This window comes from Chryseobacterium sp. UNC8MFCol, assembly GCF_000482305.1.
In the GTDB taxonomy this organism is placed as follows: Bacteria; Bacteroidota; Bacteroidia; order Flavobacteriales; family Weeksellaceae; genus Chryseobacterium; species Chryseobacterium indologenes.
Map to the genome: position 1 here is coordinate 1 of NZ_AXUZ01000017.1, position 15,478 is coordinate 15,478.

Here is a 15,478-nt window from a genome sequence, read left to right on the forward strand (position 1 = left end):
ATCAAAGAAGTAGAAGGCACCTTAATTCTGCTTCCCACAAAAAAAGAAAAAACAAGATATGGGCAGCAAGTTGCAAGATTAAGATTCCGTGCAAGAGCAGCAATAGAACCCTGTATTTCACATTTAAAAAGAAACCACTCCTTAGGATTAAACTTCCTTAAAGGAGTGGCTGGAGATATTCATAACGCTCTATTAGCAGGGATTGGATACAATTTGAAGATGAGATTGAACCAAATCAAACAACAAATTCTTTTTTGGCTCGAAGTTGTTCTCAAAATCTTCTTAGGCAAGTATAATTTTCAAAATGAAAAATTAGCTTTTTAAGGAATGACTAATTAAATATATCCTAGATTATATTTATGTCTTCTTCTCATAAATAGCTAATATTTAACATGAAATTACAATACGGGAAACCGTAAATTGAATTACAATTTATTTGTATATTGCAGTATAAATAGCAGTTAACTATTTAATCCGTATTTTAATAGCAATAGAACATGTTCAAATTTTCTTTAAAAATTGATGATCAGAACCACAGCTTAAATGCTGAGGATGGTATTTCTATTGATATTATTTCAGACTTATTAAAAACACTTTATAATGCTATAGATGATGGTACTAAAGCAAAATGTACATTAAGCAACATTAGAGGAAATTGCTATGCATTAGATTTCACAACGGAAAATGCTGTTCAAAATGAAAATTTTATTTCTTTACATCGGAGAATGGAAGAATTAAATACGGACGAACTTACTCAAGAAGAGCAAAAATATGCAAATTCTTTAAATATAATTTTCAAAAAAGGATTTTATATTAATGCTTATAGTGAAGATGAAAGAATTGCCAAATTAAGCCATCTTATCATTGATAATACTCCAGAACATTTTTACAAACAAAAAACAATATATGGAATCATTTCAGAACAAGGTGGAAAAACTGTAAATTCTGATGTGAAACATATTATTGTAGATGGTTATAATAAAAAAATAAAAATTAATAACGACTTAGATCTCCAATTAAAAAACCATTATAGAACAGACAAATTAGCGATTAAAATTAGAACTAAAGTTTCCATTCACACAGGGAATGAGTTTTCAGCTGAGTTGATAAGTTTTCGGGTAATTGGTAAGAATTCCCTATTAGATAATTTAAAGGAAGCAGGTCCATCAGGATATAACTTCTTAAAGGGTATTAGTACAATGGATGATCTTTTAAATTCTATTTATGGTAATTGAAAAAAGAATTAGTGACTGGGAAAACATCTTAATTGATACAAGTATTTTATGTGCTTTGTTTGCTTTCGTAGAGGGTAACTCTACTGATGTAAGATTTAATTTTGTACATACCCTAGTTAAGTATTTATCTACATCCAAAACCAGTTCTTCAAAAGATAGAAGGTTTCTCATTACATCTATAACTGTATCTGAAATTCTTTCTAAAGAAAACAATTCTGAGAAAGTAAAAAAAATTATAAAATCACTTGATAGTAATAATGTCGAATTCATTGATTTTGATCTTGACACATCTTTATTACTCAATCATGATTTGTATGAATATCTACCAAAAGCAAAACTAAATGAATTTGCAGCTTCAATGGGATTTAAAACAGGAGACTTCATGATGGCAAGAGAGTGGATAACAAAAGACATGATGATTATTGAAAATGGTAAAAATTCTAATGTAGATGTAATTTTAACTTGTGACAAAAAAACTTTTTATCCTATTTCCGAAAAATGCTGCGTATTTACGGCGTTAGCCTATGAAGAATATTTTAATCATGAACATGGGATTATGCTATCCTATAAGCATTCTCATGCTAGATTAGAAAATATAAAATTATAATACCATTTCTCATTAAAAAGTGAAGATTTTTATAGGTATTTAAATGTAAAATTAAAATCCATCACAACAAAAATTTTTCTATATCTCCAAAGGCAATAGATTTTCTACTGTTTAGCTTTTTCATCAACTTTAAATATCTCTTGGTAGGCTTACCCTTATAGAATTTCTTGAAATACTTTTTATGTAGTTCCTCATATACACCATCATCCAAATAGGCACCAAAAGCTTTATCCCATTCCCTCCATCTTTTGCTCTGGAGTTGTTTCTCATAATACACATCAGAAAAAGCAGTACGGTGTAAAAAGTATCCACTATTTAAATGTAACTTTCTACAAACCTTAAAAGTACTGGGACAAACAAAAAACCAAAGTAGACCATTTCCCAGATTAGACGGTCTTGTTATAAGCTGCACAGTGTAGTTAATCTTTTGAGATTGGTTGTAAGTATAGTCAAAGGTTATACTTCCTTTTGTCTCATTAGTATCAATAATAACAGCAATTGAACTGGTTCTATCCCCATTCTGGTTTGTCCAGTAGATGCTTTTATTTAGAAATGCATTAGGTTCCAAATAGCCTAACTTTCGTAAGTCTGAAATACTTATACATTTCAATCTTTCTATTTCTTCCGGATAATTGCTTAAACGTCCCATATAAGCTTAATATGTTTTAATATTTAATATTTGATTTTAATCTAAATAAATAACCTAAATTACTAAGGAAGTTCCCGCATATCTTATATCTTTTTCATGCGAAAAACATTTATTTATGGTATATACAGAAACTTTAAAATATTTAAAAGCAATTTATCTTCTCTGCAATCGCCATTACTCCTCAATAAACACATCAATATCAGGCAATTTAAAATCTGCACTTTCGATTAAATTTGGGAGTTCTATATTCATTTCCGGGAGTTCTATTTCAGGAGAATCTGTATTGATCTCCGGCATGTTCACATTTATTTCAGGAACATCTATTTCAACATCTAATACTGAAGCATCAAACTCTGTTTCTAACGCGTTCCATTCCAATTCTTCCAAATTCTGTTTTGTTTTTTTATCAGGTTCCTTACTTTCCTTTACATTTTGCTGCATATTATTGGACAAATCATCATTTTTTTCATCGGCATTATTAGCCTTTTTTTCTGTTGTAATTTGCTTTTTCATAATTATAATATTTGAAGTGCTGAATTTAGACTTTTTTACTCTATATCTGAATGGTAAAAAAGTCTAAACATTTGTTTTTCAACTCACATAAATTATCGGTAAAAATGTCTAATTTTTTTTTCCGTTAAGCTTTCTATTTTCTGATTAATCAACTCCAAAACTTTTACTTTAAGATTTTGAGAATATTTTAAAGTTATTTCGTGAAATTGTTTCTTATGATAATATTTATCTTTTTTGTTAAGGTTAATCCAATAGTTCGGATTGCGATAGTCTTTCAGTTTATTGATTTCTGATCGTCTCATTTTGGTTTCATCTGTTGTATAATCATAGAAATATATTTCCTTAAATTCCTTTAATAGGAGATCTTTGAATGAGATAAGCATTTTAGGTTTAATAATATCTGATAAATAAACAATTCCTAAATCATTCAGTGTACTCATTTTTAAAAACTTTATTTCGAACCGTAATGTATTCGCCTGCAATTGTTTTTCTATCGTAGTCTTCAAACATTGAAGTTGCCCCTGCTCTTTCTCATTTTCAATATTTGGCCCCTTCCCTAATCTTTTTAATTTCTTTTCGTACTGAGCTGATTTATTATAAATTTTAATAATGTATTCTGTTTTAGCAGACTGATAATAAAAAGAACCAGAAATAGTTTTATTAAACTCTACCGACCGGTGGAAAAGTAAGTTTTGAAGTATTTTATTAGGATCAAATGGCAATTGGATATTTACACCAATTTCAATATTTTCTAGCTTACAACATTCAGGTTTTAATCCAAGTTCTTTTTCTAGGTCGTTTAATACTGTGGAAATATTTTGTACATCAAAATCATTTCCATTAAAATCTGTACGATTAAAAAATTTATGAATGCTTCCCTTAATCAAGGTTCTGTTGGAAGGGTATTTCGTAATTTCTATTCCAAAATAATCGCCTACCTTCTTATTATCTGTTTCACCCGTTTCATCATTCACAGAAATGATAAAATCAGTTTTATTGGTGGGAAGCTTGTAATCGTTGTCCGTATAATGAAATTTCACAAAGTCAACCGGCATAGTCTCAATTTTGAAAAGTCCAGTGATCACATCTTTATAAAGTATATTACTTAAAAGAATATGGCTGACACTTGCTTGTTATCACTATACTTTGAACTGCATCTTTTACCTTTTCAGCAAGTTCTGATTTCTTACACGGATAGAACTCACGAACAATAATCAATTCAATTATCTGAGCTTCTTTAGGATAATATATAAGACATAAAACCTTTTTATTTTCTACAAATAAATCCACAACGTAGAAATGGCTTATTCCTACAGGCTTTAATCCAAATTTTGTACATAAAGACCAATTTGAAGCATCACGAAGCCGCAAAATATTATTAAACCCAGTAAAAGTATTATATCCATTGTTTTTCTCAATACGAATCACTTCTGGTAAAGTAATTGTCTTGACAGATTTAGTTACTTCCCCGTTTTTGTACTGCCTAAAAGTTTTTCTTACCTCATCTAATTGATAAAGAATAGTCTGGTAATTATTGTAAACTGACATAATAGAAAATTTATTCGTTAATAATCATTGCATTTTCTATTTCGTCAAGTCTATAATATACCCGGGAACCGAGTTTATAGGATTTTAGAATGCCACGTTTACGCCATTCATGTATCGTAGGTTTGGTCACACCAAAACGCTCGCAGATGTCATCTGCTGATAGGTAACGTTTTGGTTCGTTTTCTTTGAATGCTTTTTCTAAGTCAGTAAGTAAAGACTCTTTTACTTTACTTACAATTTCGCTGATGAGGTTATCTGGTTCTACCCCAATAAAATTTATAGATTCCATTGTATTATGAGTTTTATTTGTTTCACAATACAAAGTTTGAAATTATCTTTACCCTATTTTATTCTCTTGGGGTAGCGTTGTGGTAGTTTTGTGGTAGAAAATCACTTAAAAAAGTCTTTAAAAAGTCTTTGAATTATAGAAATTTCTAATTTTATTTTTATGTTTTTCTGTAATCTGATAATCTTTTGAGGATTTATTTTTTGTTTTTCTGTTCAAGCAATACTTTTTTACATTACTATAGCTTCCCCCAATCAGATTTTGGATAATTTTATATTCATTTTCTGGAGAAACCCCATCTTTAATAAGTTTAGCAAAAACTCCCAATTTCTCCAATAAAACGATTTTTTCAGGAATTGAAAAAATACTTTTCTCATCTATTGCTGCTTTTGTATTATTTTCCTGCTCTTTTTCAGGATTTATTTTCTCTAAAATAAACTGATTTATTTGTTTTACCTCATCTAAAAAAAGAGAATATCGATCAAAATTAAAGAAAATACGCGCCTCTCCAAACTCTCCTTCTTCAAATAGAATTTCCCCTTTCTCATTTTTTACTGGCTCATCATAGTCATCATATACTACTCTTTCTTTGACAATGACTTTATTTATATAAAAAAAGGGGGTTAACAGGTAAATAACATTATTAAATATAAATCTTTCATGACTGACGTAATCTGTAAAATCACCATCAAAACTATAGAGAAACTCAGCTACTTTTTTATTATTGGTCAATTTGAATTTCTCCTTAAAATTGCTTTCTAGCACACCTATAAAAATGGAAACATAATTAGTAATGTCATATTCATAAGCAATCCCAACAGCTCCGAATGACATATCTGAAAGTACATATCTATGATCCTCTTGATCAAATTCTCTATATCCGACGTAATATCCTGCACAAGAATATAAATTATCAAGATATTCTACTTCTGTTCCTGTAGAGTTTTCGTTAAGCCATTTTTTAAAATCATTCTGATAATTATCTTTAAAATCTTGAAATGTATAATAAAAAGGATAATCCATGTAATTTAGTATTTGGAATCACTAAGATAATGGAATAATACGACAGATTATGTCGTATATTATAAAAAGTATTTTTAAATACAGGATAATTATTGGGATTGAATGATCTTGCATTTTGTTCTTGGTAAAAACTACATTAAGACCAATTATGAATTTTCTGAACTCAAAAAATATAATGTTCTTCAATAATTGATTGTCTCGTCCTGGAATAACTTTATATTCATTTTCAATGTCCTCTGTTCCAATCAATATTTATGTCAATTACTTTAGTAATATATCGGTTTTTATATAGTAAAACCACCGCAGTCGCAGTGGTTTTTACTTTTATTCAAGGATATGAGCGAGACGCCAGCCCTAGCAAAGAGGAGCTTAGCGAAATTTTTCATGAACTCCATCATTTTTAAAATGTTTTAGTAAATCTAAAAGTTTCATATAGTTCCTTTTATAACACTTTAATATCATAGTTTAATCCTTTGAAACACTAATTTTTTTATTTTCCATTAAGAATCTATATCCAAAAGGTATTGCTAAATATCCCAAAATATCAGCACGTGTAAATGCAATATGATGATAATGAACCGTCATTAAAGATTCGATATTATCATCATAATCATCAGTAATTAGCCACCAGCCTGACATATTTTCAGGGGATTCATACCTAATCGCCTCTATATCTTTACCTTCATAAACTCCTTTAGAAATAACAACCATCTGGTTGAAATTAGGAAATTGAGTTGGCAATCCATAATGTGCACATATTTCCGACTGATTTCGAATAATCGAAATTGCGGTATCACAACCTTTATTAAATTCACTTCCATCAGAATTGATTTCATATATATCATAGAAATTTTCTTCTAACCGAAACTGCAATAGCCAGGAGTAATATGCAACATTCTCATTATCAGAAATTATTGGTTTATTCTCAACAATATAATCAATAAAAAATTTTATAATACTTACATAATCATCCTGATCATTAACACCCTTAATTACTCTTATTTCCTTACCTATGTAAGACGCTAACCCTTTAGTTTTAACATAAATATTATCATTTATGCTTATTTCAATTTCTTTATATATTATCATAATTGTAATTATATTAATTACTTATCTTTGGTAAAACACCTTGTTTTTTCATTCCCCCAATAATCCCACCTTGACTTGAGCTGCAAAATCTACAATGAGGGTAAAAGGTTTGAGGCCATCCACTTGGGATTAAAGCATTTGCAGGTTGATGATCTAAAATAAAATTACCCGATTTAGTTCCTGGACTTTTTTGCCCACATGTGTGGCAACCCAAACTATATCCCTGTTCATTAATAACTTTTCTTTCATCAACAGTAAAATTTCTACTTTTCCCATTTTTTGCTACTAGCCCTTCACCTGCGAAAGGTCCAGCATTTAATGTTCCATTTTTAGCAACTGCATTTTTTGAAATCGCTTTAGCTTCCTCTTTAAGAATACTTTTTTCTACAGCTAATAATTTTAAGGCATCATCTGTATTTCTTGTCATTATTAAGAAAGGCAATGCGGCATACTTCATATTGCTCTTATCAGAACCAGAAATAACCATTCCTATTCCTTCATAAATTCCCCAAGGATCACCTGCTCCTCCCATATACCTGATTGGACCATCATTTCTCACCCCTATCATGGGATCAAGTCTTCCGCCTCCATTCTGGTAATTAAATCCTGCAAGGGACTGATTAAATGCCATTCCCATTGCTAAGATATTCGGAAGATAGTTATCTCCTAAATTCCAATTATAAGATTTTCCTTTTCCAGTGATATTAACTTCAATGGTAGTAACAATCGCGCCAATACCGCCTTCCTCATAGTTGGAATTAAGACTTTTGTAACCACCATCATATCCTAATAAAATACCATTTCCATTCTCTAAACCAAATTTTGTATTAAACCACGTCCCAGATCCTAAATTAAAAGCGGTATTAATCAATCCTTCAGCAGACATTGAAGCACCGCCTCCGCCACCACTGTATCCTGTGTCTATAGATCCAAATTCAGCACCTCCTCTTCCTAACCAATTAGGATTGATCCAAGTTGAGGGAGCATCAGGTCTGGTATCTGTAGGCATCGAAAACTGACGAGGTTGCATCCCATCCGGATCTATAAAGCTTATCGGGTTATTAAACGCATAATTATAAGGAGAATATCTTCTCATAGCTTCCGCCATAGGATCTATAACGGCCCATCTTCCTAGATCAGGCATATACATTCTTGCTTCAAAATCATACATTCCTGTTTCCTGGAGTTCTTTACCTCCAAACTTGTAAGAATGATAATTAGAGAATGGGGACATGTTACTGCCTCCAATATGGTTGAGCCCAAATGGATAGTAGTTGTTGGTTCCGGTAATTTCAGGAGCGCCTGCGCTGTTTCTTGTGAAACTTACTCTTACATTACCTAAATGGTCTTTGTATTGGTAAATATAACGGTTTTCCGTGAAACTATAAAAGCCTTCTGCGGTAGGGATAAAATCCAATGTCCATAAAGGTCCACCGGGGAAAACAGGACCAATAATTTTGGTATAGGCCTGCTCTTCATAGGCACTTTCAGTTTTACAGGTACGGCATCCTTGTCCGTTATCTATATTGGTATACTGAAAGCCATCCAGATAATCTGTGGTTTGCGTTCTGGGTAGTCCCATATAAGCCTGTTGAACAGATATTTTTCGGAGTTTTGCTCCGTCTGCTCTATAGATGTGATCAATATTTGTGTTAGACACTTTTCCTGCCCCATTGGTTGATGAAATAGATAACTGATTCTGAAGACTTAACAGATTATAACCCATCTTCTGAATTCCCTTATCCTTCATATTGATCATATTTCCGTTCAAGTCATAGTCAATCGTATTATTTCCGCCTTCATATCCGGTGTCGTTCAATGCGTTTTCAATGACTTTATCCAAACGGTTTCCGGTATACTTATACACCAGGTCATCAACCTGAGTGGCTGTAGTTCCTGTTATTGGAAAAGCATTCCTTTTCAGGGTTTTGATGTTTCCGTTCAGGTCATAAGTCGCATATTCATTATAATAATTGTTATACGGATTGGTCGTATTGGGTTCTGTATATATGGCATCTTTTAACCTGTTTAACGGATCATAGGTGTAAGAATATCTTTTCAATACGCCGTCTGAAGCAGACTTCCAGTCGATTTCAGAGATATTTCCATTGCTTTTTCCCGGAGCAATATTGGTGTAGGCCGGGTTCTGGTATTTCAGTTCATACCCGAACAGTTTAGTGCCCAATGCTACCGGATCATTGATTTTCGTAAGAGCCCCACGAATGTCATACTGATAATCGATACTCTCCAGACCATTTCCTACTTTTTTGTTGGTGATCTGTGACAATTCATTATAGGCATTTTCAGCCAGTATTTCCACAGCTTGCCCTCCTACCTGGTGACGATGTCTGATCATTCTGTTTTGTCCGTCATAATCAAAACTTTGGGCAATGACCATTTCTTTATCACCACTCAGTCTTTTGTGATATATTTTGGTCTGTTTTGTTACACCTGCAAAATCCAGCTCATTTTCAATTCTGCTATAACCACCTAGGTGATTGATAGTGTATGTACTTATCAATCTTCCTTCAGCATCGTAATACGCATAATTTTTTGTCCAGTTATCATCCTCAATATTTTTGACAAAACTGAGGGTAGGCATTGCCTGTGTGTTTACCACTGCATTTCCCGTATCAGAAATAACAGTTTTTCCTAACACAGAAGATGGAAAAGGCGGATTAAAACTGTAGGCTGGATAGGTATCATAATAGTTGATTAATAGCAGTTTTACCCAACCAGCCACAGGATAAGTACTATTAGGATCATAATATACATCCATTCCTTCCCGGTTAAAGAAAACAGATGAAGTTCTACTAACATTATTGCTACCATACGCGGTGGCTATAATCTGTTCAGCACTTCTTCCTCCACCTGAATTTATCCCGGTAAATGTTACTCTTCCGAACTTATCATATTTAGTGTACAACCATTGTCCTTTTTCTCTTAAGTTGGCATCCTGAGTGGCTACCGGTCTGTCCTGAGCATCATAGATCATATAATCCCAGCCTCTTCCAGGGACTTTTTTCTCTACCAACCTCCCCTGTCCGTCGTAGCGATACTGGTAACAGAGATTATCCAATGTGGCCTGATCAGGAGCGGTACCCGTTACGGCCATCGGAGGAATGACATAGACCAGTTGTCCGTATTCATTGTGGAGATAGTAGGTATCTACATTTTGTGCCCCGTCATTTTTTCTAACGAGGATGGTTTCTCCTTTTCCGTTTTTAAATTCCGTACCGGTATTTCCGTCGGGATCGGTTACCGTATTTTTTCCCAATTGATTGGCAGCGTAAAAAACAGGCCCGGAAATAGCGGTTTCCGTCCTGCCGTCTACCCAGGTAGTGGTTACGCTATATTTTCTGACTTCGCCGTCAATATTGGTTCCGTATCCCAGGCCTACAGGCTTTTGAGACCATGTATTTCCGGCAGGAATGACCTGGCTGACACGGCCTGCAAACAGGTTATCATATTTTTTTTCCGTATAAATTTTTTCATTCCCATAGCCCGCAGCCGGAGCATTGGCTAATGGATTGGCGTAAAGTGCCCCGTTCTGACTTCCGTTTTGAGGAACAGGATAATAACTTTTAGCCTGTCTTCCCAAGGCATCGTATTCCACAGGCAGTACCACATCTCTTCCCAAAGGGGTCGCTTTAATGGCTATCGACTGGATGGGTCTTCCCAATCCATCAAAATACTGTACGGATTCTGATTTTTTAGTACAGTCTTCATCCATACAGGTTTTACTGTAGACATAGTTCTCATTAGTGCTGAGGTTGGTTTGCGCAAAGGAAATTCCTGCTACAAACAAGAGATTGAATCCTACTATAATTTTTTTCATGGTATTAGTGTTTGTAGTTATATTGATTCTCCGTCAGGGTTTTTCCTTCTGAATCCTTTACTTTAATTAATCTTCCCGCCGTATCATACACATTGGTGGTTCTGATTCCGTTCGCTGATATGGAATTGGTTATTCCAACCAAAGGATCATACGTTGAAGTGGTAATACTGTAGTCTTTCAGCGCCGGATCTTTTCTTAAGGTATCCAATGCCTGAAGCAATGCAGGTTCATTAGCTGGGTTATCATTATCTGCATCAGAAGCTGCAATGGCAGCGATAACACTGGACAAAGAAGCAACTTGAGCATAAGATGCTCCTGCAATAACAGCAATAGGCAACTTTTGATTATATCCCCAGACGGTCGTACTTGGAATACCGTTTTTTCCGGTGGCCTGCACTAGGTTTCCTTTACTATCGTAAACATCAAGGGTTGAGGTAGTCACCGGAGCCTGGGTTTGTCTGTCGTATACTATAACAGAGCTTGGATACAAATGGGAACCGTTATCAAATTTGGTTTCCGACTTCCCGATTGTTTTTCCGTTTTCTTTTACTTCTGACTCAAGTAAAACCCCGGTCATATTGGCTTCCAGTAATCGGGTTTGATTTTTATCCTGAGCATATTTGTAGAACGTTTCCGTTATCGTTCCATCAGGAGCGGTACTCTTAGAACTCGAAGGTTTGAAATTATCTGCTCTTACATTACTTTCTCCCGAACTTTGCAAAAACGAAGACGCCGTACCGGATGGATAAGCTACAGAACTCGTTTTGGTCTGGCTGGTAAATGCTGCTTTGGAATAGGTTTTCGTGTCTCCTATTTCATAGACATTATTATCTACTTCCGTGAAGGTATAATTATACTCATCTTTAGCCAATAGCTGATTGTTATCGCTATAGATTTCTTTTTTCTCTAACACTCCTGACTTCACCAGGTTATAGTAAGGACGAAGAGGAACAGTGTTTCCATTATAGACATAAGAATAGGAAGGATATTCTGATGGAAGTTTAAAATAATATTGACTGTAGCCCTTTCCCGAATCTTCGGTTACCTTTACATTCCTGTACATCACTTCACCTGATTGCATCTCTCCACTGGTATCTGTTGAATTCAATTTATTATAGCTGTAAGACATCGAGTGGATAGGGATTGTACTACTTGCATCATTATATCTGTTGATGGATTTGATTCTCATCCCTGCAGAATCTGAGTTCCTGTAAGGACCCGGTTTGTACATCAATTCTGTATAAGAAAAATTACCGCTTCCCCCATGAACATAAGGAATGGTAATGGTAAGAGTATATTGCCCCGGATAGTTATAAAACTTCTTTCCCGACACCTTAGTATTGGCAAAAATGGTTTCATTCCCTCTCTTTAAAGTATAGGACATTTTCTGGTTCTCCTTTATAGGTGGCGGTATCGTAGGAAATCCTGTATTGGGATCAATCGGTCCGGGTATAAGATTATACTCAATAGCAAAGTCAAACCATAATGTTTTTTTCTTGGTAGGATCTCCCGGAATGGTAAACGTGTAAGTTAGCGATTGAGTAGTATCAAAATCCTGCAATGGATATTGCTGAGTATATTGAATACACATATCAATAAGGTCGCCACTTATTGATTCCAGATAAGCTGCTGAGTTTCGATCCTTATAAACCTCCCCAGTTTCATATACATATTCTGTTGCTCCTTTTGTCGGATAAATAATTTTACTAAGTGTACCATAAGGTTTGATGATCTGTGGACCACCACAATTTAAGGCTCCTGAAGAGTTTGAACCTAAAGGATTATATAAAAATGAAGTTTCCTCCAAAACAGTTGTTCCATCCATTTTTTTGATCTTATCCAGCTGTCTTCTTTTTGAAGTACTTTCTACAGAACCAGGAGGAAACGGATAGGAATATTCAAAGGCATATTCTGCAGTCTTGGTGTATTTGTTATTTAAAATAATCTTTTTAATGCTGTAAGGCTCATTCATTGTTTTTTCCAATGCCTCATCGTAGTCATATACGAATTCTATATTTCCGAAAGCTGTATTTATTTTTTCCAGCTGGCAGGTTTTATAAATAAGCGTGGTTTTATCGTCAAGATATTTGGCTTCTTTTTTATAGGTAAAACCAGCTACCTCTACACCGCTGGCATTGGTGATGTTAGTCAGGTAAAATGCAGAATTGAATTCTGTAGAAGAGATTTCGCCAATATCATTGCTACTTAAAAGCGCCGCAATAGAACTGTCCTTAAAGTGATAAGTATTCCCTTCATCATCAGTAATCGTAAAGGAATCCACAATGAGGGTGGCTACATTATTTTTTCTCGTATAGGCTATCTTAACATGATTCACCGGGGAAAGGTCGATGACGCTAAAACTATTCTGCTGGATATTTCTTTCTATTTTAAACTTCCCTGAAAGCCCCGGAACATTATAATAGTATTCGTCATCAAACACATTTTTCTCATAATCCGGACTGTTAATATCCTGATGGATTTCATCCAGCAAACCGTTAATTTTTCTGGAAATCGCTCCTCCTTTAGGCATAAACCAGCCTGCCCCCATTTCTCCTACTGTTTCACCAGAATTTGCACGGTCATAGCTAAGCTGTAAACCCACACCGGAACCATATCCCGGAAGGCTCAGTAATGGTACTGAAATCTCGGGAATTCCCGAAGCTAGAGAAGGCGGGTTATCATTAAAGCTGGCAAGAGGGGCCAGGGAAGGAACCGGATTCGGCATATTTCCAAAATTAACCCCCTGGAATTGATGATTTTGCCCCATTGCAGTTCCGCACCATAAGGCCAGAGCCGCGGCATAAAAATAAGTCTTCTTCATATCGGTTATTGTTTGATCAGCTTAGCGTTGGCTGTTTTATTGGTATCTGTTTTAATCGTCACCAGATAAGCACCCTGTACTAAAGCCTGGGTATTGATTTTGGTTACTTTATTCTTTGTTTTCAGGTTCTGAAGCTGTCTGCCGCTCATATCATACAATAAAATCTCTGCTTCTTTGAAATCAAAGCCAATTTCTATGTATGCGTAGTCTGAAACAGGATTCGGATAGATTTTAATATCATATTTAGGAATCAGCTGATCTACTTGTTTGTCGCCCAGCTTTACAATCTTCCAGTTTTCTTTTCCTAATTCCTTGGCACTGGTTCCTGCAAGGATGATGGAGCCGTCTCGGTTTAATTTCAGGTCTGCCAGTCTTTCCTCTTTTTGTCGGGATTCTCCGCTTACGTGCTTTCGCCACTGCTCGTTCCCGTTTCCGTCCAGGTAAAGCATCCAGAAGGTTTCGTCATCTTTTTCAACGCGTCCTTCGGCTTGGGTGTAACCGCCTAAAAGAATGCCTTTTGTAGATTCTCCGTTGATGACGTTCATTCCCATTAAAATGTCGCGGTTTTTGAAATTGTAGGATTTTTGCCATTGTTCATCGCCTCTTTCATTTAAGGCAATTAACCAAAGGTCAGTTCCTTCTTCAATCCCTACAGTTTTGTTTCCTGACCTTTCCGATCTTGATTCTCCACCGATGACAAAACCTGTAGAAGTTAAAGCAAGCGTTCTGATATGATCATCTCCTTTTCCACCAAAGTTTTTTTCCCATTCTACTTTACCGTTTTTATCAAGCTTTACGATCCAGTAGTCGCCTTCACCAAAGTTGTCACTGGCTTTTGGCATCTGGCTGATGGCTACTGAGCCCGTATCTTGATCAGTGGACTTATTATTCATTACTGATTGCTCATTGCTTATCGTAGTAGCGGCGCTTCGGGAATAGATGCCCAATAATACGCCGCCATCTTTCGTAGGAATCATTTTTTCAACCTCATCAAGACCTTTTCCGCCTAGAATTAACTGAGAAAGTTCTTTCCCGTCTTTGTCCAATCTGGTAATCCAGACATCTTTTGAACCATAACCTTTGGATGAGTTTTGAATATTTCCAGCCACAAAGAATCCTAAATCCGTCGTTTGGATGACGGCTCTGGCTTCTTCATCAGAAGTACTTCCCAAGGTTTTCTGCCATAATTCATCTCCAAATTCATTGATTCTGATCAGCCAGATGTCTGCTCCTCCTTTGGAATCGTCTTTTTTGTCTAATCCTTTTCCTGACCAGGACGTACCAGATAGCAGAAAGCCACCCTCCTGTGTAGCTACGGTAGCCGATAAATAATCGTGATTTGTTCCTGAGAAATACTTTTCCCAGACCTGTTCTCCTTGCTGATTAAGTTTAATGAAATGAAAGTCATAACCGTTGTTTTGTTTACTTTCCTGCTGTAATTTATTGCCCTGAATAGAGCTTCCTGTGAGCAGATATTGTCCATCAATAGTGGCGGTCACCTGACTTACAAAATCCTGTGTTGAGGATTTAATGTCTCGTTGCCAAAGAACTTCCTGAGCATCGAAATAACCAAAGACCGTGCATATCAGAAATGCGCTGAAATAAAGTTTTTTCATTTTTGTTATTTAATAATTTGATGTGAATTTAAAAACTAATTACAATTCCCAGTATAGGGAAAATCCCATTTTCACATGGGTTTTTTACGGTAGACTATTTTTAGCCCGATTGATAATGCATTTTCATAGATCTGATTTATATTATGGTATTTCAAAGCTATCACACCAATGCGACAAAGCATGTCGCATATTATTATTTTCGGTTGCATCTCGATAAAAACGTATTAAACACTATTTTATGAAATGGCTTTTA

At 35.0% G+C, this 15,478-nt stretch carries 12 protein-coding genes and 1 pseudogene; 3 read left to right on the plus strand and 10 right to left on the minus strand.

The annotated features are described in order from the left end of the window. The 3 genes and pseudogenes from M030_RS25760 to M030_RS0111580 form a co-directional block, all read left to right on the plus strand. Positions 1–324, plus strand: a pseudogene (locus M030_RS25760) (IS5/IS1182 family transposase); the annotation flags it as partial. Between the two features lie 173 nt (positions 325–497). Next, positions 498–1,235: a hypothetical protein gene (locus M030_RS0111575; protein ID WP_027373646.1), complete on the plus strand. Its 738-nt coding sequence runs from the start codon at positions 498–500 to the stop codon at positions 1,233–1,235. Then, positions 1,225–1,842 (plus strand): hypothetical protein, encoded by a 618-nt coding sequence (locus tag M030_RS0111580; RefSeq protein ID WP_027373647.1) that lies wholly within the window; start codon positions 1,225–1,227, stop codon positions 1,840–1,842. Before M030_RS0111575 ends, M030_RS0111580 begins: the two co-directional genes overlap by 11 nt. A 61-nt stretch (positions 1,843–1,903) precedes the next feature. On the opposite strand, the gene M030_RS0111585 is transcribed toward M030_RS0111580, so the two are convergent. The 10 genes from M030_RS0111585 to M030_RS0111630 form a co-directional block, all read right to left on the minus strand. Further along, the gene (locus M030_RS0111585) at positions 1,904–2,491 is read right to left on the minus strand and encodes a hypothetical protein (protein ID WP_027373648.1); all 588 of its coding nucleotides are present in this window, start codon (positions 2,489–2,491) and stop codon (positions 1,904–1,906) included. A gap of 174 nt (positions 2,492–2,665) precedes the next feature. After that, a complete protein-coding gene (locus tag M030_RS0111590) occupies positions 2,666–3,004 on the minus strand; it encodes a hypothetical protein (protein WP_027373649.1) in 339 nt (112 codons plus the stop codon). Between the two features lie 92 nt (positions 3,005–3,096). After that, the gene (locus tag M030_RS24030) at positions 3,097–3,978 is read right to left on the minus strand and encodes a hypothetical protein (protein ID WP_123861724.1); all 882 of its coding nucleotides are present in this window, start codon (positions 3,976–3,978) and stop codon (positions 3,097–3,099) included. 127 nt (positions 3,979–4,105) lie between these two features. Next, positions 4,106–4,552, minus strand: coding sequence for a hypothetical protein (locus tag M030_RS0111600; protein WP_027373650.1), 447 nt, complete (start codon positions 4,550–4,552; stop codon positions 4,106–4,108). A gap of 10 nt (positions 4,553–4,562) precedes the next feature. After that, positions 4,563–4,841, minus strand: a complete 279-nt coding sequence (locus tag M030_RS0111605) for a helix-turn-helix transcriptional regulator (RefSeq protein WP_027373651.1) — start codon at positions 4,839–4,841, stop codon at positions 4,563–4,565. Between the two features lie 117 nt (positions 4,842–4,958). Then, positions 4,959–5,861 (minus strand): hypothetical protein, encoded by a 903-nt coding sequence (locus M030_RS0111610; protein ID WP_027373652.1) that lies wholly within the window; start codon positions 5,859–5,861, stop codon positions 4,959–4,961. Positions 5,862–6,326: 465 nt separating this feature from the next. After that, complete coding sequence (locus M030_RS24930; protein ID WP_051585026.1) at positions 6,327–6,950, minus strand: hypothetical protein; 624 nt, start codon at positions 6,948–6,950, stop codon at positions 6,327–6,329. A 13-nt stretch (positions 6,951–6,963) separates the two neighbouring features. Next, positions 6,964–10,788 carry a DUF6443 domain-containing protein gene (locus M030_RS24035; RefSeq protein ID WP_051585029.1) on the minus strand — a complete coding sequence of 1,275 codons (3,825 nt, stop codon included), beginning with the start codon at positions 10,786–10,788 and terminating at the stop codon, positions 6,964–6,966. 4 nt (positions 10,789–10,792) lie between these two features. Continuing rightward, complete coding sequence (locus M030_RS0111625) at positions 10,793–13,609, minus strand: hypothetical protein (protein WP_151457996.1); 2,817 nt, start codon at positions 13,607–13,609, stop codon at positions 10,793–10,795. A 5-nt stretch (positions 13,610–13,614) separates the two neighbouring features. Then, positions 13,615–15,225: a T9SS type A sorting domain-containing protein gene (locus M030_RS0111630; RefSeq protein WP_027373655.1), complete on the minus strand. Its 1,611-nt coding sequence runs from the start codon at positions 15,223–15,225 to the stop codon at positions 13,615–13,617. Between the last annotated feature and the right edge of the window lie 253 nt (positions 15,226–15,478).